The 26,131-nt window shown below is 57.3% G+C and carries 18 protein-coding genes; 8 read left to right on the top strand and 10 right to left on the bottom strand.

What is annotated here, in order from left to right; translation table 11 throughout:
• Position 1: 1 nt before the first annotated feature.
• The 3 genes from ACFFT4_RS31570 to ACFFT4_RS31560 all read right to left on the bottom strand — a co-directional run bounded on the left by ACFFT4_RS31570 (position 2) and on the right by ACFFT4_RS31560 (position 6,209).
• Positions 2–1,777 carry a cache domain-containing sensor histidine kinase gene (locus tag ACFFT4_RS31570; protein ID WP_378053176.1) on the bottom strand — a complete coding sequence of 592 codons (1,776 nt, stop codon included), beginning with the start codon at positions 1,775–1,777 and terminating at the stop codon, positions 2–4.
• 214 nt (positions 1,778–1,991) lie between these two features.
• The gene (gene lepB / locus ACFFT4_RS31565; protein WP_378053174.1) at positions 1,992–2,537 is read right to left on the bottom strand and encodes a signal peptidase I; all 546 of its coding nucleotides are present in this window, start codon (positions 2,535–2,537) and stop codon (positions 1,992–1,994) included.
• Positions 2,538–2,807: 270 nt separating this feature from the next.
• Positions 2,808–6,209: a stalk domain-containing protein gene (locus ACFFT4_RS31560; protein ID WP_378053172.1), complete on the bottom strand. Its 3,402-nt coding sequence runs from the start codon at positions 6,207–6,209 to the stop codon at positions 2,808–2,810.
• Positions 6,210–6,648: 439 nt separating this feature from the next.
• Here ACFFT4_RS31560 and ACFFT4_RS31555 point away from each other — a divergent pair, with 439 nt between their 5' ends.
• Positions 6,649–7,896 (top strand): EAL domain-containing protein, encoded by a 1,248-nt coding sequence (locus ACFFT4_RS31555; RefSeq protein ID WP_378053170.1) that lies wholly within the window; start codon positions 6,649–6,651, stop codon positions 7,894–7,896.
• 178 nt (positions 7,897–8,074) lie between these two features.
• Here ACFFT4_RS31555 and ACFFT4_RS31550 read toward each other — a convergent pair whose 3' ends face one another.
• A complete protein-coding gene (locus tag ACFFT4_RS31550) occupies positions 8,075–8,455 on the bottom strand; it encodes an antibiotic biosynthesis monooxygenase family protein (RefSeq protein WP_378053168.1) in 381 nt (126 codons plus the stop codon).
• Between the two features lie 366 nt (positions 8,456–8,821).
• On the opposite strand from ACFFT4_RS31550, the gene ACFFT4_RS31545 reads away from it, so the two are divergent.
• Positions 8,822–9,199: a hypothetical protein gene (locus ACFFT4_RS31545; RefSeq protein WP_378053166.1), complete on the top strand. Its 378-nt coding sequence runs from the start codon at positions 8,822–8,824 to the stop codon at positions 9,197–9,199.
• 405 nt (positions 9,200–9,604) lie between these two features.
• On the opposite strand, the gene ACFFT4_RS31540 is transcribed toward ACFFT4_RS31545, so the two are convergent.
• The 6 genes from ACFFT4_RS31540 to ACFFT4_RS31515 form a co-directional block, all read right to left on the bottom strand.
• On the bottom strand, positions 9,605–10,900 hold the full coding sequence (locus tag ACFFT4_RS31540) for a response regulator (protein WP_378053164.1): 1,296 nt from the start codon (positions 10,898–10,900) through the stop codon (positions 9,605–9,607).
• 4 nt (positions 10,901–10,904) lie between these two features.
• Positions 10,905–12,695, bottom strand: coding sequence for a sensor histidine kinase (locus tag ACFFT4_RS31535; protein WP_378053162.1), 1,791 nt, complete (start codon positions 12,693–12,695; stop codon positions 10,905–10,907).
• 9 nt (positions 12,696–12,704) lie between these two features.
• Complete coding sequence (locus ACFFT4_RS31530; RefSeq protein ID WP_378053160.1) at positions 12,705–13,589, bottom strand: carbohydrate ABC transporter permease; 885 nt, start codon at positions 13,587–13,589, stop codon at positions 12,705–12,707.
• Between the two features lie 15 nt (positions 13,590–13,604).
• Positions 13,605–14,498 carry a carbohydrate ABC transporter permease gene (locus ACFFT4_RS31525; RefSeq protein WP_378053158.1) on the bottom strand — a complete coding sequence of 298 codons (894 nt, stop codon included), beginning with the start codon at positions 14,496–14,498 and terminating at the stop codon, positions 13,605–13,607.
• Between the two features lie 301 nt (positions 14,499–14,799).
• On the bottom strand, positions 14,800–16,173 hold the full coding sequence (locus ACFFT4_RS31520; RefSeq protein ID WP_378053156.1) for an extracellular solute-binding protein: 1,374 nt from the start codon (positions 16,171–16,173) through the stop codon (positions 14,800–14,802).
• 936 nt (positions 16,174–17,109) lie between these two features.
• On the bottom strand, positions 17,110–17,658 hold the full coding sequence (locus ACFFT4_RS31515; protein WP_378053154.1) for a hypothetical protein: 549 nt from the start codon (positions 17,656–17,658) through the stop codon (positions 17,110–17,112).
• 210 nt (positions 17,659–17,868) lie between these two features.
• Between ACFFT4_RS31515 and ACFFT4_RS31510 the strand changes: the two genes are divergently transcribed.
• The 6 genes from ACFFT4_RS31510 (at position 17,869) to ACFFT4_RS31485 (ending at position 26,079) form a co-directional block, all read left to right on the top strand.
• The gene (locus ACFFT4_RS31510; RefSeq protein WP_378053152.1) at positions 17,869–19,998 is read left to right on the top strand and encodes a DNA topoisomerase 3; all 2,130 of its coding nucleotides are present in this window, start codon (positions 17,869–17,871) and stop codon (positions 19,996–19,998) included.
• 610 nt (positions 19,999–20,608) lie between these two features.
• Complete coding sequence (locus ACFFT4_RS31505; protein WP_378053149.1) at positions 20,609–22,225, top strand: AraC family transcriptional regulator; 1,617 nt, start codon at positions 20,609–20,611, stop codon at positions 22,223–22,225.
• A gap of 87 nt (positions 22,226–22,312) precedes the next feature.
• Complete coding sequence (locus ACFFT4_RS31500; RefSeq protein ID WP_378053147.1) at positions 22,313–23,251, top strand: ABC transporter substrate-binding protein; 939 nt, start codon at positions 22,313–22,315, stop codon at positions 23,249–23,251.
• A gap of 10 nt (positions 23,252–23,261) precedes the next feature.
• On the top strand, positions 23,262–24,281 hold the full coding sequence (locus tag ACFFT4_RS31495; RefSeq protein ID WP_378053145.1) for a FecCD family ABC transporter permease: 1,020 nt from the start codon (positions 23,262–23,264) through the stop codon (positions 24,279–24,281).
• Positions 24,265–25,293 (top strand): FecCD family ABC transporter permease, encoded by a 1,029-nt coding sequence (locus tag ACFFT4_RS31490; protein WP_378053142.1) that lies wholly within the window; start codon positions 24,265–24,267, stop codon positions 25,291–25,293. The genes ACFFT4_RS31495 and ACFFT4_RS31490 overlap by 17 nt, the downstream gene beginning before the upstream one ends.
• Before the next feature lie 3 nt (positions 25,294–25,296).
• A complete protein-coding gene (locus ACFFT4_RS31485; protein ID WP_378053140.1) occupies positions 25,297–26,079 on the top strand; it encodes an alpha/beta hydrolase in 783 nt (260 codons plus the stop codon).
• Positions 26,080–26,131: the final 52 nt, after the last annotated feature.

The following is a 26,131-nucleotide window of genomic DNA, read 5'->3' as shown; positions in this document are numbered from 1 at the left end:
GTCATTCCTCCTCCTTCTCCGTCCGGTATGGAAGTCGAATCGTCGCCGTCGTAAACAAATCCGAGACGCTCTGCAATTCCAGGCCGTAAGAGGGACCGTAATGCATGCGAATGCGCTCCTGGACGTTGCTCAAGCCGATTCCGCTAAAGCGGAGCTTGTCCTTCCCGGCCGAAGAAACGAGAAGCTCCTCCTGCCGTTCCGGCGTCATGCCTATCCCGTTGTCGGACACCTGCAGTACGAGGTCCCCGCGGTCGGCGAACCCTTTTATCGTCAGCAATCCCTTGCCTTTTAACGGTTCGATGCCGTGAATCAACGCATTCTCCACGAGAGGCTGGAGCAGGAACTTCAAGATCCGCCCGTCCAGAATCTCCTCTTCGAAATCGAATACGGCTTCGAACTTGTCGTAATAGCGGTACTCCTGAATGTTCAAATAATGGCGAAGATAGTCGATCTCCTCGCGCACCGTCAAATATTCGCCGCCCTTGCCCATGCTGCTGTGCAGCAGCGCAAGCAGCGAGGAGACAAGCTCCTTGATATTGTCGGCCTTCTGAATGTCGGCGAGCCAGCGGATCTGATTCAAGGTGTTGAACAGAAAATGGGGATTGATCTGCGCCTGCAGCGCTTTGAACTCCATCTCGTGGCGCTTCTCGTCCGTTCGCCTCACGTCTTCGACCAGATTTTTGATGCTCTCGACCATCTGATTAAAGCCGCGGCTCAACTCCTCCACTTCGTCACGCGAGCGGATTGCGATCGTCTCGGTCAGGTTGCCCGATCCGACCCGCTTCATCGCGTTGCGAAGAATGCCGATGTTGCGGGTGATCTGACGCGCCAGCACCGTGGCGACCAGAAGCGCGGCAATCAGCGTCGCGAGCGGCACGATCATGGACGTATTGGCCGCTCTGCGGCTGTCCGCCAGCAGTTCGTTCTTGGGCACGAGCGCCACCGTCGTCCAGTCGGTATATTGGGATTTGTAATAGACGAGAAAATGAGGCTCGCCCCCGATATCGATCGTTTTCCTCCCCGACGAGCCCTGCAGCAAAGGAAGAACGTCCGCGTACTTCGTCTGCCGGATGCTGCGGTTGATGTCCAGCTCCTCCTGCGCGTAGACGAAACGGCCGTCCCCGTCGAGCAGGAACGACTGCCCCGATTTCACCAACGGCCTGCTGAACATCCTCTGCACGAATTCGTACCCGAAGTCGATCAGCACGTACCCGACCTGCCGGTTGCCGTCCCGGATCGTGCGCGCAAGGGAGACGACGTTCTGCGACGGGAACTCGGACACCCGGTCGAGGGAGGAGCCCGCGTGAGTGGTGACGAACACGGGACGGCCCTGCCGCTCGGTCATGCTCGCGTACCAGGGAGAATCCTGAAACTGCGCGACCGTCAGCGAGGTTCCCTGCGAATACGCCCTTCCGTTCCCGCTGACGACGCTGATTCCGGAGATGTAATATTTGTAGCCGTACAGGCTGGAAATGTAGTTGTCCAGCTTGCGGTCCTTCTGCAATTGGTCGAAAACGGTGTCCTCGGGGTCTCCGACGAGCACGTCGATGACGTTCGGACGGTTCAGCGAGATCATCGTGCTGATGTAGTCGATGTCCTTCATCGTCAGCTCGAAGCTGTCGTTCATCTCGGTAATCGAGCGAATCATGAACTCCTCCGAGGATTCGCGCAGGTTGCGCGAATACTTCTCGTACCAGATCCAGGTGACGAGGCTGAGAGATACGACCAGCAGAATGGAGAAGCCGATAAAAATTTTCGCCCGAATGCTTATTCTCATGGTTCTCTCCCTTACGCGAAATACGGCATGCTTGCTATTGTAACATGATGCAGACAGGATATTACATTTTGCCCGAACAAGCAAAAAAACGCCTTCGGCGTCCTTGGGACGATGAACGCGTTAGGCCGGAGAAGCTTTGGAATCATGATGCAGCAAGGAGCCGGACGCAGCTCGATGCCGGCCCGGCTCCTTGCGGATGTTTGCTGCGATTGCGCTACAGCTTCTTGCCCAGCACGTGGTTCAAGGGGATATACCCGATCGAACGGCTGTCGTCGCTGTGATTGCGGTTGTCTCCCATGACGAACACATGCCCGTCCGGCACCTGCCAGACGCCTCCGACGAACGCGTTCATCTCTTCTTTGATGTACGGCTCGTCGAGCCGTTCGCCGTTGCGATACAACTGACCGTCGGCAAGCTCAAGAACGTCGCCGGGCTTGCCGATCACCCTTTTCACATAGTAAATGCGGTCTTCGTCCCTGGTCAGCAGTTGGATCAACGGATTCTCCCTCACATCGTCCATAAAGCTGCGCTCCCGGCTCACCCGGCTGTCTATAATCACGATATCGCCGTAGTCCGGCATATAGGAAAAAGTGTGGGACAGCTTCGACACGAACAACCGCTGATGATCGCGCAGCGTCGGGTCCATAGAGTGTCCGTCCACTCGATAGGGCTGGAGAAGAAAGATTCCGATCAGCAGCGACAAAACGTAGGCGATCGCCAGCGAGCCTACCCAGCTGCGTATTTTTCTGAACAGCTTCACGCGGACACTCCTTTAACCTTTTCTATTATTCTATCATGATCGGGGATTGAAATCACATTTCGACGCCTTCCCTTTGCGGGTTCTCCCGATCCTCCCGTTTCCTCAACGATTGACCGCGGGGCGGGCTTGTCCTCTATTTCCCTTTGCGCACCCGGAGAACGCCGATGCTGAGAGTCAATAAAAAGAAGCAAGCCCCCTCCGACGGCTCGCGATCCATTGTGCGAGCCGCGTTAGAGGATACTTGCTTCTTGATATCGGCGTGAGAAACGATTAAGGCGCTGCCGTAGTAATCGAGACAGGCGCGGAAAGCTTGTGAAGCGTCGGGTTCGCTCCTTCTGCGACCGTTAAGACATAGATCTGGTAAGCCGTACCCGCTGTCACAGTACCGCCCCCGACAACCGGGCTGCCCAGGAGCAATTCCGCCGAATTCGCTTCCGGATTCGCGGTTGCGGGCGCTTGATTAAGCAAATTATAAGCCGTATTCACATTCAATGTCCCGTTCGAGTTCACTACAAACACGGCATATTGCTTTATTCCCGTCTGCGACCCCGGCAGAGTCCAGGTGACGAGCAGTTTATCCGCACTGACCTGTGCTACGCCCACGTTCGTAACCTCGCCCACCTGAATCGGCGAGGAGAGGCTGATCGCCGCCGAGGGAGAGGACAACGAACTGCTGCCTGTTTTAGCTACGGAAAGCACGTACACTTGATAGCTGACGTTGTTCGTAATATCCGCGCCGTTCGTATCGGTCGGAACCGCGCCCAGATTCAAGATTGGATTCGTTCCGTTCGGAGCGAACGCCGCATACGGAGCAGCGTTAACGGCTGTCGCCAGCGTAAAGGTGCTGCCACTTTTGACAACGAAGACGCGGTATTCCTGAATGTTGCTCTCGTCCGCGGCTTTGTTAAAGCTGACGCGCAGGTCTGCGCCCGTTCCGGAATCCCCGGTGTCGCTGACGGCGACGCCGGTTGCCGCAGGAGCGCCGGAAGTCGTTAAAGTGACCGCCGGAGAAGCGGTAGACAAAGCATTCACGCCGTAAGAAGGACCGAAGCCTACCGACAGGACAAAGATGCGGTACGGCACGTTATTCTTGATCGGCTGATTGAAGCTGTCGACGGCGGTGCTTGCCAGCACTGCGTTATAGTTCGCTCCGACGGCAACTCTCGTGTACAATGCCGGATTGGTGATCGAATTTGCGTTGTTCAGGTTAAACTGATAGGCTGCCGCATCCTGCACGACAAAAATGCGATATTCGCTAATATTCGTCTCCACCGATGCCTTCGTAAACGACACGCGCAGATCCTGACCGTTGCCGTTGTCGGCCACGTCGGCTCCCGTCACGTTCGTAGCGGCGGTTACCGTTCCTTTGTTCTCAAGCTGAATCGTCGCAGAAGCAGTAGACAGCGCGTTGCCATATACGTTGGAGACGCCTACCGACAAGATGAACACCTTGTACTTGATGCCGTTCTGAATCAGCGTGCCGTCGATGTCGCGTGAATCGGCGTTCAGCTCTTGGACGATGTTGGTTCCTTTTTTGTAAATCGTCGTGTAGTGCGCTACCGCGTTGGCGGTGTTCAAGTTGAAGTAAGCCGCCGCGTTTTCCTTCACGACATAAGCCCGGTAATGGGCAATGTTATTCTCGTTGGCCGCTTTGGTAAACGACACGCGCAGATCCTGGCCGTTGTTGTAGTCCGCGACATCGCTGACTGCGACGTTCGTGACCGCCGTAACGTTGTTGTTGCTGAGTTGGATCGAAGCGGACATCGACGACAGGGCATTGCTGCCGCTCGCGGTGCCTACGGACATGACGAACACCCGGTAAGTGACTCCGTTGCGGATCGTCTCCCCATCGACGTCCCGTGCGCCTGCGGCCAACGATTGAGCGATGTTAGCGTTGGTTTTATTGATTGTCGTATAGTTATTCGAATTCGTGACTGCGTTCGCCGCGGCCAAGCCGAAGGTTCCGACTTTAGCCTCCTTGACGACGAATACCCGATAGTTCTTGATCAGCGATTCGTTGGTCGCTTTCGTGAACGAGACCTGCAGGTCGCGGCCATTGTTGTAATCCGCAACGTCGCTGACCGACAGATTGGTTACCGCCTGAACTCCGGAGTTAGTAAGCCTGATGCTGGCGGAAGCCGCCGAGAGCGTATTGGCGTAAGCGCTGTTGTTGGACACGCCCATCACGAACACCCGGTAGTCTACCCCGTTAGCCAGCTTATTGCCTTTCGTGTCCTTCATATTCGAAGAGAGGACAAGGTTATAATTGCTGCCCGTTCTGTATTGATCGTAATAGTTGCCGGAAGAGACGCGATTGGCTTCCGTCAAGTTAAAGCTCGCATAATCTCCCTCTCTGACGACGAAAATTCTGTACGAGGCGATTCTCGATTCGTCGGAGGCCTTGTTGAACGTCACTTGCAGATCGCGCCCGTCGCCGTTATCGTCCACGTCCGCCACTCCCGTGATAACCGGGGTTTGGGCGGACGAACCGAGCGTTACGGATGCGGAGCCGGAGGACAGAGCATGCGCCCAGTTCGTCGTATTCGAGCTGACCGTCATCACGAAGGCGGTATACGCCGTTCCGTTGCGAATGAGATCGCCGGAGGTATCCCGGGCCGACGAATTCAGTGTCACGCTGAGCGCGCCCGTTCCGGACGTCTTGGAGACATTCGTATAGTAGGAGCTGGACATGCCGTTCGCCTGGGACAGATTAAACCCGGAAGCGTTGGCCGTCTTGACGACCATGACCCGATAGCCCGAAATATTGCTTTCGTTGGTCGCTCTGGAGAACGAGACCCGCAGATCGCGGCCGTCGCCGAGGTCGCCGATGTCTTCCACTTTCACGTTGGTCGCCTGGCCTACGGCAGGGACCGCCCTTAAAGTAATCGAGATCGAGGAGTCGGACAGCGCGTTCGTATCCTGCCCAATCGTCAGTACGAACACTTTGTAAGCTTGATTGGCGCGAAGCAGCGCTCCGTCGACGTCGCGGCTCTGCGAAGTAAGCGTTATGCGTTGGTAAGAACCGGATTTGTTTACCGACGTGTAATTGGCCGCGCGAACGGACAGCGCTTTGGCGAGATTAAAGGAAGCGACGTTCTCGGCCTTCACGACCAGAATCCGGTATCCGCTGACGTTCGATTGATCGGACGGCGGCGAGAAGCTGACCTGCAAATCCCGTCCGTCGCCGTTCTGGGAAACTTCCGTTACGCCAAGCTGGGTGACCTTGCCGACTTGCTGGACCGTTTTGGTCGTAATCAGCACGCTTTGCGACAGTTTATCCCAGCGAACGTCGTCCCCGAGAGCTTCGCTGACGAACCGGACCGGCACCATCGTGCGGCCGGCCAGCACGCGCGCCGGCGAATCGAGCGTGACCGTCTCGTTGTTGATGGTCGCCGTCTTGGCGCCGATTGTCAGCACGATCGTCGTGTCGCGCTTCTTGGCGGTGACCGTCTTGGCCTTCTGGTTCCATAGCACCTGCGCGTTCAGAGCTTCGAAGATCCCGCGAAGCGGAACCATCGTATACCCTCCGATCAGCAAAGGCGGCTGGTCGGTCTGCAGAATTTGGCCGTCGATGAAAATTCGGATCGGAGTGGCGGCCTTGGCTCCTTGCGGTTGATGAAAGAACGAAATGACGATGGCAAATGCCGCTAGCAAGGGAAGAAATTTACGCACTGGATTCATCCTCTCTGGGTGGAAAAATGAAATTGTTCTCTTTTCCGCATTCGGATTTCATGATCTTGGTAATTGGACGTAAAAACATCGGCGAAAGTTTCAGCAAATCTTCAGCTACTCTATAGACGTCGAAGGCGTCCAAAAGTTCCTGTCGATTCCTGCGAAAATAAGAGGAGAGGTTGTCCCCTAAGCCCGCCAAGTTTTACTTGAAAGATAATCGGAGGCAAAAGGCGCAAGGCGCATGAAACAGAGTCTTCAGGAGGTACATACCCCGGTTTGTCTATCGATAATCTCAAGCGAATCTGCTTAAGGGATGGCACTTTGCCTCTCTTTTGTGCAGACATTTGTCTATTTTTTGCTTGTAGGATTCTTCCGCCTTCTATACAATCAACAATATATGTTACTTTATCTAACACCATCACGATCGGAAAGGGCTTCTATGAGCAATCTACCGAACAACAATGTCACCTTTCGACACAATCCTCAAGGACAACTGCTGGCTTACTATCAACCTATCGTAGCTATGGAAAGCCGGGAGATCATCGGTTACGAAGCTTTGGGAAGGGAACGGGTCGACGGCACGGTGCGAAGCCTCGGCCCCTTCTTCGCGGATAGCAGCGTATCGGTCGAAGAGCACGTTCGGATCGACCGCATCCTTCGCGAGCAGGCGATAGCCAAATTAAGTGCGTTAACGGAACCTCCCCTTCTGTTCGTGAATCTGAAACCCTCGTGGATATATCGGTATTACAAAGATACGGGGGAACTGCATACCCTCCAGCTGCTGTACAAATACGGCGTAGATCCTCGCAAGGTGTGCATTGAAATCACAGAGGACGAGTTCGGGGAATCCTTGTCCGAATTAACGCAAATCGTGGAGCTTTATCGGCAAGCCGGCTGTCAAATTGCCATAGACGATATAGGAACGGGGTTCAGCAATTTCGACCGGATTGCCCGAATTCGGCCTAACCTGCTCAAAATCGACATTGTACTGATGAAAAAGAGCGCTACCCACAGCGGATACCTTGGCGTGCTTCGCTCGTTCTCCAACCTCGCGGAGCAGATCGGCGCTTCCTTGCTGCTCGAAGGCGTAGAGACGAACCAGGATCTGAAAAGAGCGATCCAAGCCGGAGCACGATACGTCCAAGGCTATCTGTTCTCGCAAGCGCAGGCCGATTTTCAAGAAAAACGCGCCTTCACCCCTCTGATCGAAGCGGAGCTGGACGCCCATCGGGTTCTGGTGAAAGAAACTCGACAGCGCTGGGAGAGAATCGGCAGCGGAATGGTCAAGCAAGTACGGGAATCGGGTATCCGGGAGCTGCTGGAGCGACGCATGCCTAACGACGAAGAAGCGGAGCTCGCTGACGAGGCGATCCGCCTTCTGCTGCCGCGCCTGGACGACTCCTGCATGCGCGTGTATTTATGCCGGACGACGGGCATTCAATTGTCCGCCAATCATGCCCGCAGCGATAAGGAGATCTGGGAGGTCAATCTGGAGTACCGCTATGCCGATTGGAGCTGGAGGCCGTATTTCATCCCGCATCTGTCTCGCGCAGCGGCGGCGGAGGCGGAAGCCAAAATCTCGGAAAAATACGCCGACCTGGACACCCATCTCTGGATTCGGACGGTCTCTATCCCGATTAACGATGAGCTTGTCCTTCTGACGGACGTCATCGATTCGTTCGAATAGCCTCCGAAACCTTCGGCATCCCCCAAATATATTGTCTCGCTGCCAGCCAAAAACCTTCGGCGTCCTTTGACGCCGGGGTAGCTTTGCGGCTGCAGATCAGGATAAGCATAAATCCGCATCGTCAAGACAATGCTGCGCACAGACGCCGAATCGCAGTTATTTACTGTCTAGTGCCGCCTCATCTTTCGCGTTCCGCGTCAAACCCGGCATGTTCATCCTCGGCCCCGGCCTTTTCGCTCAACGGGTATTCTCGCTCCACCTTGCATATTTTCACCTCGTAGCCCCGGTACCACTCTGCTCTGCCGCGTTCCTGCGCGACTCGATGCGCCGAGTTACTCTTCCAATTGGCGATCGCCTCCAGGCTCTCCCAATACGAAATCGTAATGCCGGCCCCGGATTCGTCCCGGACGCTGTCGACGCCGATAAAGCCCGGTTGGGCTGAAGCTAGCCGCTCCATCTCCTCGGCCATTTTGCCGTAACCGTTATCCCCCTCCGTACGCCGACTGGTGAAAATAACCGCATAATACCCGCCGTCGTTCGCTTGTTCCCTTGTCTCCATCTCGTCCCCTCCGGTGCGAGCAGTTTATTGCCTTTACTTTTATTGTACTTGAATTTGTTCGCGGCGCGATTGGATGTTATCGATGCACCCCATCGATGGCTTCGATGAGCGGGGTGACGGCTTGGTTGGTGGGCGATGGCTCGATGTGACGGGACTGTTGGCTTGGTTAGTAGGCGATGGCTTGATTGCTGGCTTGGTTGGTGGGGTGATGGTTCGATACGTAGGATTCGGCGGGACCATGTCTCGATATGCTGGGGCGTTGGCCTGGTTAGTGAAACGATGGTCCCAGGAAAGCCCGAATAGTTCCGTGCCCGTTCGCCCCATACTACAGGGAAAATTACCCTTAGCGAAAACGGAGGAAAGCAAGTGTCCGAAAGAACGTTGATGGCTTATTTCAAAACGCCGTGGGAAGCGCAGCAGGCGGTGGAAAAGCTGAGCTCGCTCCGTCTGATTGAGCACTCGATCGACCGTTTCGACGGTTATCCGGGGGAAGGGGTCCAGCATTTGGACAAATTCGAAAATCCGCTTTCCGCGGATTTCCCGGGCCTTGGCTATTTGACGCTTGGAGGAAATTTCGTTCCCGACGCCGGCGCTCTTGCCGCCGCAAGCGTGAGCGCGAGCGGATACAGCTCGGGCGGCGCGGACAATCGGGTGAACGGATGGGACATCTTGCTGACTGCGGTCGTGGAAGAGGACGACTACGACAAGGCGCTGCAGATCGTCCAGGATTCAGGCGCGTTGTAGAAACAGTCATTACGGGGCCAAGCCCGTTCCGTTGGCAAGCTCGCGGAACGGGCTTATTCGCCGGAACCGCGTGAATCGGCCGCCGGTAAGCTCCCCAGGTGGGCTTATTCGCCGGAATCACACGGAACAGCGACCGGTAAGCACGCGAGGAGAGCTTATTCACCGGAATCCTGCGGAACGGCCGCCAGTAAGCTCGTCGTGCGGGCTTATTCGCCGGATCCGCGTGGGACGGCGACCAGTAAGCTCCCCAGGCGGGCTTATTCGCCGGAACCGCGCGGGACGGTGACCAGTAAGCTCCCCAGGTGGGCTTATTCACCCGAATCAGGTGAACCGGTCGCCGGTAAGCTCCCCAGGCGGGCTTATCCCGCGCCCACGAAACCCCGTCGAGCAGGCTTAGCCCCTCGCTCACTCCTGCTCGACGGGGATAACGGCGTCCACACTTAAGCCTACGCCTCTGTCCTTACCCAGAGCTCTATCCACGCCCGAGCCGGCGCCTCTGTCGGTGCGTTCACCCGAGCCTACACCCGGGCCTGAGCCCGAGCCCATGGATTGGCGGTACTCGGATGGGGTGAGGCCGGTTTTTTTGCGGAAAATTTGCGAGAAATGGCGCATGTCCGGGTAGCCGACGCGCTCGGAGATGTCGACGATTTTCAGCTCGGATTTGCGCAGCAGCTCCATCGCCCGCTCCAGCCGCAGCTGGGTGATATACTCCTTAAAGCCGTGGCCGGTTTTCTGTTTGAACAGCTGGCTGAAATAGATCGGGTTCAAATAGACGATCGAAGCGACCTTTTCCAGCGACAGATCGGTGTGATAGTGCCCTTGAATATACTGCAGCGCAACCTCGACGGCCTGGTCGCCGCCGCTGGCGTAGTGGTCGTATACTTGGCTGGTTGCGGCCGTCCGCATGCGCTGCATCTCCTCAGGCACCTGGTTGAAATCCGCGATGCGCTCGGTGTGCAGCACCTGAAACGGCGCCTTCAAGTACCGCTTCAGATGGCTTCTCAGCTGGTCGACCAGCCAGTGAAGCGCGCTCTCCTCCCGCAGCGTCACGAGTCCGAGCAGGCTTTTGGCGTCGATGCTGGCGACAAAGCCGGTGCCCGCCGTTTCGATCAGCTCGGTCAGCACATTCTCCACGATAAAATGCTCCAGCCTCATGTCCCGTTCGCTCTCCATGCGAACCATTACCAGACGAAAGCTGGGATGCTTCTCGATGAACGGCTTCAGATCGATGCCCCCGAGGTCCAGCCCCGACGCCCAGCGGGCGATTACGGCTTCCCGCAGCAGGCGAAGATTGCTTTTCAGCAGCTGGGTTTCCTTCGTGCGGGCGTTCTCTTCGGCGATCTCCTCGCCCAGCTTGCCGATGAGCCGGATCAAGCTGTCCTTGCCGATCGGCTTGAGCAAATAATCCCTGGCCCCCAGCCGAACGGCTTCCTGAGCGTAGGCAAATTCGGAATACGCCGAGATGACGACCCATCTGACGTGGGCGTGGCTTTTGCGGGATATCTCCATCAATTCGAGCCCCGTCATCCCCGGCATCAGAACGTCCGTGAGCACAAGGTCGATCGATTCGTTCTTGAGCAAGTCGACCGCATCTCCCGGACTCGCGGCCAAGTATACGGCATGCTCCGGAAACTGGTTGCGGATCGTTCGTTCGATTCCGCTGCGAATAACGTTTTCATCGTCGACAACGAGAATGTTCAAAGAATTACCCCCTTTCAGGAGGAATGGGGATCGTCACCGTAACGGCGGTTCCCTGGTTCAAGCGGCTTCGGACGCTCAAGCCGTAGCTTTCTCCAAACAGAAGACGGATGCGGGAATGCACGTTCTGCAGCCCGATCCCTTTTCTCTCGGGGCCGGCCGCCTCATCCGCCACCTGGGAAACGCGCTCTCCGGAGAGCGCATGCACAATCCGTTCCAGCGTCTCTTCGTCCATTCCGACGCCGTTGTCCTCTACCGCGATTTCCAGCTTGCCATCGCGCTCGCGGGAGGAGATGCGCAGCAAGCCCGGCCGGTCCAGCGGCTCCAGCCCGTATTTGACCGCGTTCTCGACGATCGGCTGCAGGCACATTTTCGGAACCTCGATGCCCAGCCAGCGCTCCTCTACCTCGAACTCCGTATGAACGCGGCCTCCGAGCCGCGTCTCGATAATGGTCAGATAATGCCGCAACTGCTCCAGCTCGCGGCGAAGCGGAGCCCGCGAAGCTTCCTCCCACTCGCTCCCGTACCGGAAAATCTGCGACAGCGACAAGATCACCTTGCCCAGCCGGTCGTTCTCGCGCTCGTCCAGCATCCAGTAGATCATATCCAGCGTATTGAACAGAAAATGCGGATTCACCTGCGATTGGAGCGCCTGCAGCTGAGCGTTCTTCTCGCTGATGGACGCCAGCTTGATCCGTTCGATCAGCTCATCCATCTGGCGAACCATCCGATTAAACGAGCTGACAAGCACGTTCAGCTCTTGATACGAATGCACGCGCACCTGTCCCTTGAAATTGCCGAGCTCCACCTGCTTCATCTGCTGAATCAGCCTTTTGAACGGAGAGGAGAAGGAACGGGACACGAGCGTCGCCAGCGCGGTAGCCGCGATGACAAGCACGATGATGACGGACAGAAGAAACCGCTGCGTCTCCCTGAGCTCCAGCTGCAGGTCCCTCGTCGGCGTAATGCCGATAACCGTCCAGTCTGCCGTACGGATTCCGGCCGCCGTAATCATCGCGTCCTCCCGCTCCGTCATCAGCACCTCTCCGGTCTTGAGCGGTCCGGGCCAGCCGAGCGGGATACGATCCCTGTCGGACTGGACGGGATTCGTGCGAATGATTTCCACCCCGTCCGCCGCCTGAATGACCACATTGCTGCCGGGTCCCAGACTTGCGTTGGAGAGGGCGGATACGATTGCGTCGGCGTCGGTCTCGATCAGCACGATGCCGACCGATTTCAGCGCGCTCAGCTCGAACAGCTGACGGCCGAACGCAAACACCGATTTCTCAATGCCGCCGCTCATCAGAGAATGAGGATAGACGCCCAGCCAGATCATCTCGCCGGTCGAGCGCTGCAGCCGGGTATACCATTCCTGCTCGGAGTGATCGCGCACCGTCGCCCCGACGGAACGGTCGAAGCTGTACACCTTGCCCCGGTTAGTGACGATATGAATCCCTACAATATCGTTGCGGGAATAGAAAATCGCCCCGAGAATATCGGTAATTCTGCGTTCCAAATTCACGCCCTCCACGGTCTGGTCGGAGGACGGATCGCGAAGCAGCTTCATCAGCTCGTTGTTGGAATTCAGCGACTTGGTCACGCTGTCGTAGCCCTTGAGCATCAGGTCGAACAGGCCGGCCGTCTGGGAAATATTTTTCTCGGCGACGCTGCTCATCTTGTCGCGTATTTGTTCGGTGGCGCGCTGATAGTAGACGAAGCTGACAATCAGCAGCAGTCCGAGCATGCAGAACAGGAATATGAGAAAAAGACGACCGTGAATGGACCGAAAGTTGATCATTCTCCCATGTTACCCCTTTACCGCACCGGCTACCATCCCTTTCGTTATTTTCTCCGCAAGCAGGAAATAAATAAGAACGACCGGCAGCGCGCCGAGCACGAGGAACGCCCCGATGGCGCCGTAGTTGACGGAGTATTGGCTGACAAAGCTGTATACCCCGAACGGCAGCGTCTTGAGCTTCTCGGAGGAGATGAACGTAGCCGCCAAAATATACTCGTTCCAGATGTTAATGAAGGCCAGGATGCATACGGTCATAATCGGCGGAATCGACACCGGAAGCACGATGGAGCCGAAAATCCGCAGCACTCCGGCGCCGTCCACAATGGCCGATTCCTCGATCTCCGTAGGGATCGTCCTCATGAACCCGCTCAGAATAAACACGGCGATCGGCGTCTGAAAAGCGATATACGGCAAAATCAGCGAAAGATGCGTGTTGAGAATGTCCATATTTTTGAAAATGAGCATTAACGGAAGCAAAGTCGCCTGCAGCGGGATCATCATACCGAGCAAAAACAAGAGCATAACGAGCTGCCCGTATTTCCAGCGAAAACGTGTAATCGCGAAAGCCGTCAGGGACGCAAGCAAAATAATGCTCAGCATCGTAACGATCGTGACGAACGCGCTGTTGTACAGATACTTCCAGTAGTTCCCGCTTTCTATGGCGGCAGAGTAGTTGCTCCACTGCCATATGGCCGGCAGCGAGAAGAAGCTTCCCGACAAAATCTCTTCGTTCGTCTTAAGCGAATAAATCAACAGCCAGACGAGCGGGTACAGCTGCGTGACGAGCAGGACGCCGAATAAAGTGAATACGGCGACTTTGCCGACGGATACCCGACGTTTGCTGCGGACCGCGACGACAGGCGCTTCCTTCTTCAGGGTTACAGTTTGGCTCATGCGGAGCGCCTCCTTTTACGAGAATCGTTTGTCCAGCCGGTTGAACAGCAGGTTGATCAACAGCGTGGCCGCCAGGCAGATGATAACCAGGAACGAAGCGATGGCGCTTCCGTAGCCGTACTTCATGGACAGGAAGCTCATATTGTACATATAGCTGGCCAGAACGTTGGTCGCGTTCGCCGGTCCGCCGCCCGTCATGACCATGATCAGGTCGAACGATTGGAGCGATCCGATGAACGAGAGCACAACGGAAATTTTGAAAATCGGGACGATCAGCGGCAGCGTAATGTAGCGGTCCGCCTTGAAGCCCGAAGCGCCGTCGATCTTGGCCGCTTCGTAGATGTCGGCCGGGATATTCTGAATTCCGGTGAATTGGATCAGAATGTGGTACCCCAAATACTGCCACAGCGCGACGACAATGATGGCGTAGATCGCGATCTTCGGCTCGGTCAGCCACGAATGCGTCCACGAATCCAAACCGAGGTTGAGCAAAATTTGATTGATCATGCCCCCCATGGGCGCCGGGTTATAGATCGTCTTCCAGAGTTGGCCGATAACGGCGACGGATAAGATGACGGGCAGAAAATAACTCGAGACGAGAAAGCCCGTTCGGCGAACGAACCGACTGATCAGAATGGCCACAAACAAGGCGACCGGCAGCTGGATAAGCATGGAGAAGCCCGCGAGCAGGAACGTCCTGCCTACCGCAGGCCAGAGCAGCGAATCGTTCGTAAACATTTTCTCGTAGTTGGCCAAGCCGACAAACTTCGAGGTGCCGATGCCGTTCCAATCGAGCATTCCGTTATAGACGGATACGAGGATCGGAGCGAACACCAGACCGCAATACAGGACCAGGCACGGCAGCACGAACGCCGCGATCGTCCATCCGGATACTCTCAATACTTTCAAGGCTCCCGCCCCCTTCAAGCTCTCTCATCGCTCAAGCAAAAACGCCTTCGGCGTCCCGGGATGCATATCCGGGCAGGGAACGAGGTTCCCGACCGGGGTAGGATGCATACCCGAGCAGGAAACGAAGTTTCCGACCAGGGTAGGATGCATACCCGAGCAGGAAACGAAGTTTCCGACCAGGGTCGGACGCCGAAGAAGCTTTGCGGAGACGATTCAGGCAAATATACAAGTGAAACTTGACTTGCCGAATCGTGACGAAAGGGAGGCGCGAACGCGCCCCCTTCGTTCCTAGCGACGGATATTATTCCTTGTTCTCCTCGTAGCCTTTTTGGTGCTCTTTGGCCACGTCCGCCGAATTCTTTTTCTCCACGAACAGGTTTTGGATGCTGGACAGGTGGACTTGAGCCGTTCCCGGATTCATCGTATTGTCGAACGCGAGGTCTCCGCCTTTCACGTCCTTGAACATGCTCAGCACTTCCATCGCCATATCGGAATATCCGGCCGCTTTGAAATCCTCTTCGACGTTCTGAGCGACGCCGACGGCGCCTTTCACCGCGAACGCTTCTTTCGGATAGTTCAGCATGAAGTAGTTCAGGAAGTCGAGCGTCTCGGCCAGATGCTTGCTGTTCTTGGATACTGCGAACGCGCTTCCCGGCGCCAGCATGAATTCGTCCGGGTTGCCTTTGCCGCCGACCGTCGGGAATTTGAATACGCCGACTTCGCCGTTCTCGCCGACCGTGGAGGTCTCGATGCCGCCGGTCGCCCAGCTTCCCATGAAGTACATCGCCGCTTTGCCCGTCTTGAACAGGTTCTCGCCCGCGTTATAGTCGAAGGAAGTTGCGCCTTCCTGGAACGCGCCCGCTTGAACGAGGTTTTGGAACGCGTCTACGGCTTCCATGAACGCAGGATCTTCGAAAGTTTTCTTGCCGTCCAGCACGTCTTGCAGGAAGCCCGGTCCGCCGTTCGTGCGGAGCAGGACGTTCATGAACAGGAACGAGCCGGTCCAGGAATCTTTTTCGCCGATCGCGATCGGCGTCATGCCTTTGGATTTCAGCAGCTTGACGGTATCGACCAGCTCTTCGAACGTTGTCGGCACCGTCGCGCCGGCTTCGTCGAACATTTTCTTATTGTAATAGATGAGCGCGATGTTGTTGCCGTCCGGCAGGGCGTACAGGTTGCCGTTGAAGGAGTAGTAGTCCAGAATGCCTTCCTGGAATGTCCCCTTCAAGCCGTTCTTCTCGACCATCTCGTTCAGCGGCGCAAACAGATCCGCATCCACGAACGGCTGCATCTGAGCGGCCGGGTTCACGATCGTGATGTCCGGCACCTCCTTGGAGGCCGCTTGCGTCTTCAGCTTCAGCTTCTGCTGGTCCGTATTCAGGGAATCCAACTCGATCTTGATGTTCGGATTGTCGGCTTCGTACTGCGCGACGATTTTGCGCAGCATGTTGTACTTCGGATCGGTCGGGTCCGGATAGATGTTCTGGAACGTAATCGTGACTTTCTCGTTGCTGCCGGCGGATTCGCTCGCCTTGGGCGATTCCGAGGCCGCCTGGCTGCCCTCCGGAGAGCTCGCGCCGTTGTTGCCGTTGCCGGAAGATCCGCAGGCGGCCAAGCCGACCGCGAGCAGGCCCGACATGGCGGTGAGGAGCATTTTTCTATTCAGAGCTTTCATCTTACATCCCCCTTGATGTTTTAATAGGCTCATTATCCTCCGAAGCGCATGGACGAACAATAAAGTTACTTAAGAGTTGATGTTTGTTTTTTTAAGGTGCCCTGCCGAGGGTGCATCTAGAATCAGGCAAATTGCTCGAAAGAATCGCGCAACGCCACTTGAATTAAACATCCCTTACGGTCTGTCGGGCCGTTACGCGAGTGGATTTGTACGTTTGACTGCCTCTTACGGTCTGCCAGGCTGTTACGCGGGTGGATTTGTGCGTTTGACCGCTTTTTACGGTCTGCCGGGCCGTTACGCGAGCGGATTTGTGCGTTTGACTGCCTCTTACGGTCTGCCAAGCCGTTACGCGAGCGGACTCGAGCGTTTAACCGCTTTTTATGGTCTGCGGGGTCGTTGCACGAGCCGGCTTGAATGTTTGATCTTCTCTTAGAATCAGGCAATCCAGAAAAAAAGTAAGCCATGCCGATTTTGTCGACATGGCTCACTTGCGGGAATACTTTAGCACCTCAGATAATATATTTTTTGCCATTCCAATCGTTTGTTCGTCGTATCGAGCGAGCATGGAGACGATTTCTCGGATTACTTTTTTATTGGTGGGGAGTTGCTCATATTGGTATGACTACTATTTGTATCGAAAAGCGTATTTTGACTCTCTAAATGTTATTCTGCGGAATAACAAAAGGCCCTATACTCAAAATGAGGTTTAATGATATGAGTTTCTGAAATTAGATAAGAGATTGCGTGATAATACTCGTTTAAACGCAATGTCCCGAGTTTACGGAATGGGAAGACAAGCACCATTACTGTCGAGCCTTGGAGAATGAACGGTTATATTTACAGGGGATGCGTGACGGAGCAAAACTGGCCATTGTGCTAATGTCCGACCCGTTTGCTATTCCTGCTGAGCAAGAGGGAGCAGCAAATTAAGAATGATCAGCCGAGATCAGAGATTTCGGAACGAATCTGCCGCATATAGCCATAAGGATCGTCGATCGGAGCCAGCTCAAACTTCTCTCTGGCCTCCAACGCGAGCTTGCGAGTCTCCTCTCCCCACGCTTGAAGATACGGCGACTCCGCATCGTATTGCTCCTGCTCCCGCTGCGCCTTCTCGTAATGCTCCCGGCTGCCGAAGTCGTTATTCAACAGCAAGTCGTGGCCGTAGAATACCAAAGAGAAAAAGTCCCGGATATTCCGCGCCACCGCCCAGACGGGATTGTCGAAGTCCATCGGAGATACGCAGATGATCGGCGCTTCGTCCAGATCGTCGGAGACTCCCCTCCGATCCGCAATCCAGGCGAAATGGATGCCGTCGGCCCCCGTGCGCGCGAACGTGATCGAACGCTCCGGGGTGCACTCGTATCCCCCGTCTCCGTCTCCCGTAACTCCCAAGATCAGACCCGAGGGCGCAGCCCAATCCGGAAGCCGTCCCGCGACACTTTTCTCCCAGTCTATGATTTGTTGCAGCAAGTCCGGAACGTTCATGGCCTTCGAAACCTCCCGAAAAAACTTCTCTTCCCCCAAACGTCTCCCGCGCGGTCGCTTTCGACCTTCGATCGTCCGTTCGTCTTCCCGTCCTTCGTTTGTCAAGTATATCACGCGTTCCCGCTCTCCGTATCCGAACCTTGCAGGTTCTCTTCCTTTAATTTATCGCCTCGAATAGTATAATGAACAAAGGAAGGGGACTCGATAAAAATGGCAAAAACATTGGTATTGGCGGAAAAACCGTCGGTCGCGCGCGAGATCGCACGGGTGATGGGCAGCCATAATAAAAATAAGAGCTTTATCGAAGGACCGAAATATGTCGTCACCTGGGCGCTGGGGCACCTCGTCGGATTGGCGGAGCCGGAGGATTACGATTCCAAGCTCGGGAGCTGGGCGTTGGAGGATCTGCCGATTTTGCCCGAGAGCATGAAGCTGAAGGTACTGCGAGAGAGCAGCCACCAGTTCAAGGCGGTGCAGCAGCTTATGCGCCGGCCGGATATCGGAGAGCTGATCGTGGCGACCGATGCGGCGCGGGAAGGGGAGCTATTGGCCCGCTGGATCATCGATATGGTCAAGTGGAAAAAGCCGTTCCAGCGGCTGTGGATCTCCTCGCAGACAGACAAGGCGATCAAGGAAGGCTTCGCCTCGCTGAAGCCGGGCAGCCAGTACGAGCGGCTGTACCAATCCGCGCGCTGCCGCGCCGAGGCGGATTGGATGATCGGACTGAACGTCACGCGCGCCCTGACGTGCAAGTTCGGCTCGCCGCTGTCCGCCGGACGCGTGCAGACGCCTACGCTGGGCATGATCATGCAGCGGGAGAAGGAGATTTTGTCGTTCCGTTCGGAGGAGTTCAGCCAACTGCGCGTGAACCTGGGCAAATTCGAGGCGTTATGGCGCGGACCGAACGGGGATTCGCGGATTTTCGATGCGGCGAAGGCCAAGGAATTGCAGGAGAAGCTGTCCGGTAAAACAGGCAAAATCGTCTCGCTGAAAAAAAGCGAGAAATCGGTGCCGCACCCGCTCGCCTACGATTTGACGGAGCTGCAGCGGGACGCGAACCGGTTGCTCGGCTTCTCGGCCAAAATGACGTCGAACGTGCTGCAGCGGTTGTACGAGCAGCACAAGCTGGTCACCTATCCGCGCACGGATTCTCGCTACCTGACTTCGGATATGACAGGCACGTTAAAGGAACGTTTGTCCGCCGTTGCTATCGGGCCGTATGCGCCGTTCGCCCGGCCTCTGCTGCGCGGCCAGCTGCCGGTAAGCAAGCGGATCGTCGACGACAGCAAGGTGACCGACCACCATGCCATTATCCCGACGGAACAGGTCGTCATGCTGAACGCGCTTAGCCACGAGGAGCGGAGGCTGTACGATCTGATCGTGCGGCGGTTTATCAGTTTGTTTTACGGACCGGCCCGCTTCGACCAGGTGGCCGTCACCGTTCAAGCGGCCGGAGAGACGCTGTCCGCTAAGGGTACGACGATCAAGGATGCGGGCTGGCGGGCCGTCTACGACGGCCAGTCGATGGAGGACGAGGAGAACGACGATTCCGCGGACGATAAGGATACGCTGCTGCCCGAGCTGCGGGAGGGCGAGACGCTTGAGGTGAAGCTGTGCCGCATTCAGACCGGAAGAACCTCCCCTCCGAAGCGGTATACGGAAGCCGCCCTGCTGACGCAGATGGAGAAGCACGGACTGGGCACTCCCGCCACGCGCGCGGATATTATCGAGAAGCTGGTCAGCTCGGATACGATCGATCGGCAGGGCAACTCGCTCCACCCGACCGGCAAAGGCAAGCAGCTCATCGAGCTTGCTCCGGCCGACCTGCGCTCGCCGGACCTGACGGCCCGCTGGGAGGCGGAGCTGGAGCGCATCGCCCGCGGACAGGGCAAAGCCGATCCGTTCCTGAAAGGCATTCGGGATATGGCTCGCGAGCTTGTCGGCGGGGTCAAAAACAGCAGCGCCTCCTACGTCCCGCACAACGTATCGGCCAGCCATTGTCCGGACTGCGGCACACGGATGCTGGAGAAGAGAACAAAACGCGGCCTTCTGCTCACCTGCCCCAACGACGATTGCGGCTACCGGCGCTCCGGCGACCAGCAGCTCTCGAACCGCCGCTGCCCTCAGTGCCACAAGAAGATGGTGCTTAAAGAAGGCAAAGCGGGAAAATACGTACAGTGCTTGCCATGCGGGTTAACGGAGACGTTGAACAAGGACAGCACGCACATGAACAAGCGCGAGCAGCAGCGACTCGTCAGCCAATTCTCCAAGCAGCAGGAGCCGCTCGGCAACAGCCTCGGCGACCTGCTGAAGGCGGCTATGGAAAAGAAGAACGACTAGGCTCGATTTGTGCGAATACCAGCGACGTCGTCAAGACTTTGGCCCGGTCCGTGGACTGCCTCTGCGCAGCTCCGGACCGGGCTGGATTTTTTCTCGCCGCCACTCCCTCAAACTCCCGTCTCCCGCTCCATTAACGGTCCCACATACCGTTATTCACCCAAATCCGCGACTCCCTCTCCATTAACGGTCCGGTGCGCCTTTATTCCTCCAATTCCCCGTCTCCCACTCCATTAACGGTCCGGCGCGCCGTTATTCACCCAAATCCCCGTCTTCCGCTCCATTAACGGTCCGACGCGCCGCCACTCCCCCAAACTCCCGCCTCCCGCTCCATTAACGGTCCAGCGCGCCGTTATTCCTCCAAATCCGCGACTCCCGCTCCATTAACGGTCCAGCGCGCCGTTATTCCCCCAAACTCCCGCCTCCCGCTCCATTAACGGTCCGACGCGCCGTTATTCACCCAAATCCCCGTCTCCCACTCCATTAACGGTCCGACGCGCCGTTATTGCCATTCCAGCTCGTTCCTCCTAGCGCCTTCTTGACCCCCCGATCGCCTTCATGATACGTTATTGATAACGATTCTCAACAACTTCTCCCCGAAAGGAAGATTACGGTGCACGACGCCTATTCGCGCAGCTTACCGCCTTTCCACGAGCTGGATTCCCTCTGGATCAAGCTCGTCGACGCGGAATGGATTCCCCGCGGGCGAATCAAACCGCGGCTGGTCGATTCGCATGCCGTTCTGACCGTCAAGCAAGGCCGGGGACGTCTGACGATCGACCTGCGGGATTGCCGCGCGGATGCGGGCGTCTCTTACCTCGTATCGCCCGGTCAGACGATTGCCGCCCGGCCGGATGGCGACGAGGCCTTCTCCCTCTATCTCGTTCGGTTCCGCGCCAGACGGGAGGACGGCTCCGAGGCGTGCTTTCCCGCGAGCGGAGAGCTGGCGCCTCAAGAGACGACCGCGGCAAGCTGCGAAACGCTGCTCCAGTATTGGACGGAAGGCGGGCCTTTGGAGAGATTTCGCGCCCAAGCCGTCCTTCAGGAATGGTTGTACGCGCTCCTGAAGCCGGTTCCGCGAGTCTCCTCGCCCAATTCGCGAACGGCGCTGGAGCGAACGAAATCCTATATCGACGGCCATTATCACGAGAATCTGACCATCGAACAGTTGGCCAGAATCGCCGAGCTCAGCCCTAAATATTATGTCGACCTGTTCAAGAAGACGTACGGCCTCAGCACGATCGATTATGTCACCGAAGCCCGGTTGAACCAGGCCAAACGAATGATCGCCCAATCGGATATGAAGCTGAGCGATGTCGCCCACCAGGTCGGCTATCAGGACGAATTCTACTTCAGCCGTAAATTCAAGCAGACGACCGGCTTGACGCCTTCCGCCTACGCCAGAAACCGCCGGAGGAAGTTCGCGGCCTACATGTCCCCGATCGCCGGCCACTTGCTCGCGCTTAACCTGATGCCGTATGCCGCCCCTTTGCATCCGAAGTGGACGTCTCACTATTACAATAGCTATCGAACGGATATCCCGCTCCATCTCAGCGCCTATCGCTTTAATGAAGACTGGGAGGCCAACATCGCCGCGCTGACGAACGCCCGTCCCGACGCCGTCATTACGCTCGATTACCTGCATCCCGGAGAGCGGGAACGGCTTGAAGCGCTGGCTCCTCTGCTCGTCATTCCGGCCAAGGAAACCGACTGGCGCCAGCAATTGCGTGTGATCGCGCGGTTCGCGAACGCCGACGGGGATGCCGAGAGCTGGCTGGCGCAATACGAGCGCAAGCTGAGACTGGTCCGCGAGAGCGTGCGACGGGAGCTTGGCGACGAGTCGATTCTTCCGCTCAGCTTCTTCAAGGGGCAATTCTACTATTGCCCCACCCGCGGGATGACGGAGATTGTGGGCCAGGAGCTGCGACTGAATCTTCTTCGCGCCTTCGAGGATATACGGTACAACGTCCCGATCACGGCGGAAAAAATCGCGGAGCTCGACGCCGACCGCATTCTGCTGAACATCTGCCAGGAACCGGAGACGCTCGCCGAGTGGCGGTCCCGTCAAGCTTCTTCCCTGTGGCAGGATTTGCAGGCGGTCCGCAGAAACAAAGTGTACGAGCTTCCCTCCGATCCGTGGCGCGAATACTCCGCCCATGCCGCGGGACGAATGACGGACGATCTGGCCCGCCGCCTATGCGGAGATCGTCCAGATGAATTCCGGAGATAATCCATGTTCACGGGCTCGTTTTCCGTTTATAATCCTTTGGTGAGAATGATTATCATTACTATTCGAAGGAATGGAGTTGTTGGAACGATGTTCAAAAGATTAACCGCGCTGGTTATGGCTTGCGCGCTTGTTTTCGGTCTCGCTTCCGTCGCGGGCGCGGCGCCGGCGGCAAACGCGAAGCGGGAGATTACGTATAAGGGGCAGGTTTACACCGTACCGGTCAAAACGAATAAAATCATCATCGTAGGCGCGCTGGAAGCCATGGAAGACGCGCTGGTCTTGAACTACAAGCCGCTGGGCGCGCCGACGACCGGCGGCGAATTCCCGGCTCTGTACTCCCGGATTACGAAGGGCGTTCAAGGCATCGGGGAGAAAACACAGCCAAATCTGGAAAAGATCCTTAAGCTGAAGCCGGACGTTATTCTGACGAGCACGAAATTCCCGGCCGAGACGAACGAGAAGCTGGCCAAAATCGCCGTGACGATTCCCGTCTCGCACATCTCGACCGACTGGGTCAACAACTTGAAGCTGCTCGGCGATCTGATCGGCAACAAGAACGCGGCCACGCAAGCCGTTCTGCAGTACCAGAAAGAATTGGCGCTGGTCAAAAAGACGCTCGCTCCGAAACTAAAAAACAAGACGGTGATGGCGATCCGCATCCGTACGGGAAATCTGTTCATCTATCCGAAGGACGTCTTCTTCAACCCATCCCTGTACCGGGATTTGGGCGCGTCCGTGCCGAAGGAAGTCGCGGCGGCGAAAGCGCAGCAGAACATCTCGCTGGAAAAATTCGCGGAGATCAACCCGGACTACCTGTTCGTTCAGTTCTCGCCGGACGAGAACGCGGACCAGCCGAAGGCGCTTGAAGAGCTGCAGAAAAATCCGATCTGGAAAAGCCTTAAAGCGGTCAAAAACGGCCACGTCTACGTCAACATCGTCGATCCTCTGGCCCAAGGCGGAACGGCCTACAGCAAAATCTCTTTCCTTCAAGCTTTGAAGCAAACCAAGCTCTATAAAGGCAAGTGAGAATCCGCGCATGAAATTCAAAGCCACACTGCCGGTTCTGCTGCTCGCCTTGTCTCCGGTCGCCATTGCGCTGGCGCTCGCGGTATCCGTCGCCTACGGGTCTAAAGCCATCCCGCTCGATACGATCCGCGACGCCTTGCTGCATTTCGATCCGGACAACGTCGATCATCAGATCGTCAGACACTCCCGGCTGCCGAGGGCAGCCGGCTCGCTCTTGATCGGAGCTTTCCTGGCCGTATCCGGAGCGCTCATGCAGGGGATGACAAGGAACTATCTTGCATCCCCTTCTATATTGGGCATTTCCGACGGTTCGGTGTTCGCGATTACGCTCTGCATGGTCCTGGCCCCCAACTCCTCGATGCTGGCGATGATTTTCTATTCGCTGCTGGGCTCGGCGTTCAGCGTAATCGTCGTCTTTGGATTGGCCGCTTCCGTGTTCAGCCGGCTGTCGCCGGTCTCCCTGGCGATCCTCGGCACGGTCATCGGCACCTTCCTGAGCAGCGTGTCCGCCGCGCTGGCGACGTATTTCCAGGTCTCGCAAAACATCAGCTTCTGGTACAACGCCCGGCTGCACCAGCTCGATCCCGGCATGATCCAGCTGGCGATTCCGTTTGCCGTCGTCGGTCTGGTCCTGGCTCTGCTGCTGTCCAAGTCGGTGACGATACTGTCCTTGGGAGAGGACGTCTCGGCAGGGCTGGGCGTGAAGACGACCGCGGTGAAGCTGGCCGTAATGGGAAGCGTCGTTCTGCTGACGGGAATCGCCGTCGCCCTTGCCGGCAAAATCGGCTTCGTGGGCTTGCTGGTGCCCCATATCGTGCGGATGATCGCGCGCGTCGTCGACTACCGCTGGATCGTGCCGCTGTCGGCCGCTTTCGGCGGACTGTTCCTGACGCTGTGCGACGTAGGCAGCCGTTTCCTGAACTATCCGTTCGAAATGCCGATCGGCGTCGTCACCGCCGTGTTCGGCGTTCCCTTCTTCCTTTATCTGATCCGAACGAAGGGAGGCGGAATGCGTGCCGGCAAAGATTAAGGGAACGTTCGTCCTTCTGCTGCTCGCCGGACTCGGCCTGATCGCCGCCCTGATTTACGTCAGTCTGACCAACGGGGAATTCGACATCCCGGTCAAGGACATCGCGCGCACCCTGCTGCGCATCGACCCGAACCCCGACTACGATCTCGTCGTCTTCGAGTTCCGCTTGCCGCGCATCGTCATTGCCGTTCTCGTCGGCATGGGACTCGGCGTCGCGGGCGCCGTCATCCAGGGCGTGACGCGCAACGGCCTGGCCGATCCGGGGATGCTCGGCATCAACGCCGGGGCAGGCGTCGCCATCGTCGTTTTTCTCTATTTCTATCAGGGACAAATTCGCGAGGTTACCTGGCTGTCCGTCATGGCCATGCCGCTGTTCGGCTTGATCGGAGGCCTGCTGGCAGCGCTGCTGATCTATCTGTTCGCCTGGAAGGGCGGACGTCTGGAGCCCCAGCGCCTGCTGCTGACGGGCCTCGCGATCGCTTCCGGACTTAGCGCGGTCTCGCTGTTCCTGACGCTGCGCATGAACGCCCAGGATTTCGAGATGGTCGCCGTATGGACGTCCGGCAGCATCTACAACGCCAACTGGAAATATATCGCGTCCATTCTGCCTTGGTTCGCAGTACTCGTACCGGTCATCTACGCCAGATCGCACACGCTGAACCTGCTTCAACTGGATGACGACAGCGCCCGCAGCGTCGGGGTCCGGCTGGAACGGCAGAAAGCGATCCTGCTGCTGGCCGGCATCGGTCTGGTCAGCGCGTGCGTGTCCGTGGCCGGAGGCATTGGCTTCATCGGACTGATCGCGCCGCATATCGCGCGCAGGCTGGTCGGCCAGGCCCATCAGCGCACGCTGCCGATCTGCGCCGTCGTCGGAGCGCTGCTCGTATTGGCCGCGGACTTCATCGGCAAGACGATTTTCAGCCCCGTCGAGCTTCCCGCAGGCATCATCGTCGCCATCCTCGGGGTTCCGAGCTTTGTTTATTTGCTGCGCCGCCGGAAAGGAAGAGCTTAAGCCATGCATATCGAAGAACGAACAATGAAATCGGAAGACGGCAGCCGGACTTATCGCATCCGCATCGCCAAGCCGGACCAGGCGCCTCCGCCCGCAGGCTATCCGACGCTCTATGTACTCGACGCCAACGCCGTGTTCGGGACGGCGGCGGAAACCGCGAACGTGCAGGGACGCCGTTCCGACAAGACCGGGGTGCCACCTACGCTCGTCGTCGGGATCGGCTATCCTTCGGAAGAGCCGTTCCCCCCGGACCGGCATTACGATTTTACCCTGGATGACGATCCGGCGGCCCTTCCGCTTCATCCCCAGGGAGGCCAGTGGCCTCCCCAAGGGGGAGCGCGATCGTTTCTACAGTTTCTGGAAAACCGGTTAAAGCCGGACATCGCGCGAAGCTACGCCGTCGACACCTCCAGGCAGACGCTGTTCGGCCATTCGCTCGGGGGGCTGTTCGCGCTGTACGCCCTGTTCGCCGCCCCCGGAGCCTTCCGCACCTACGTGGCGGGAAGTCCGTCCATTCATTGGAACAAGCGGGCCATCGAGACGGAAGAAGCGGCATTCGCCGCCGGAGGCGGAACAGGGGAAGACATCCGCGCGCTCATCGCCGTCGGTTCTCTGGAGGAAAATCACAAGAGCCGGATGGTCGATCGCGCCAGAGAGCTCGCCCATCGGCTCGCCGCCCTGAACCGGCCGGGCCTGCACGTCGAGTACCGGTCGTTCGAGGACGACAATCACGTCTCCCTGCTGCCCGGACTGATCAGCCGGGCGATCCGCTTCGCCTCGGGATAGGACGAACAAGGCCATGCCCCCATCAAGCATCTGGTCCGCTTGTTGGGGCATG

It is taken from the genome of Cohnella cellulosilytica, from assembly GCF_042431195.1.
Taxonomy (GTDB): domain Bacteria; phylum Bacillota; class Bacilli; order Paenibacillales; family Paenibacillaceae; genus Cohnella; species Cohnella cellulosilytica.
Note: the sequence above shows the minus strand (reverse complement) of the source record. Positions and strands in the feature narration are given on the sequence as shown.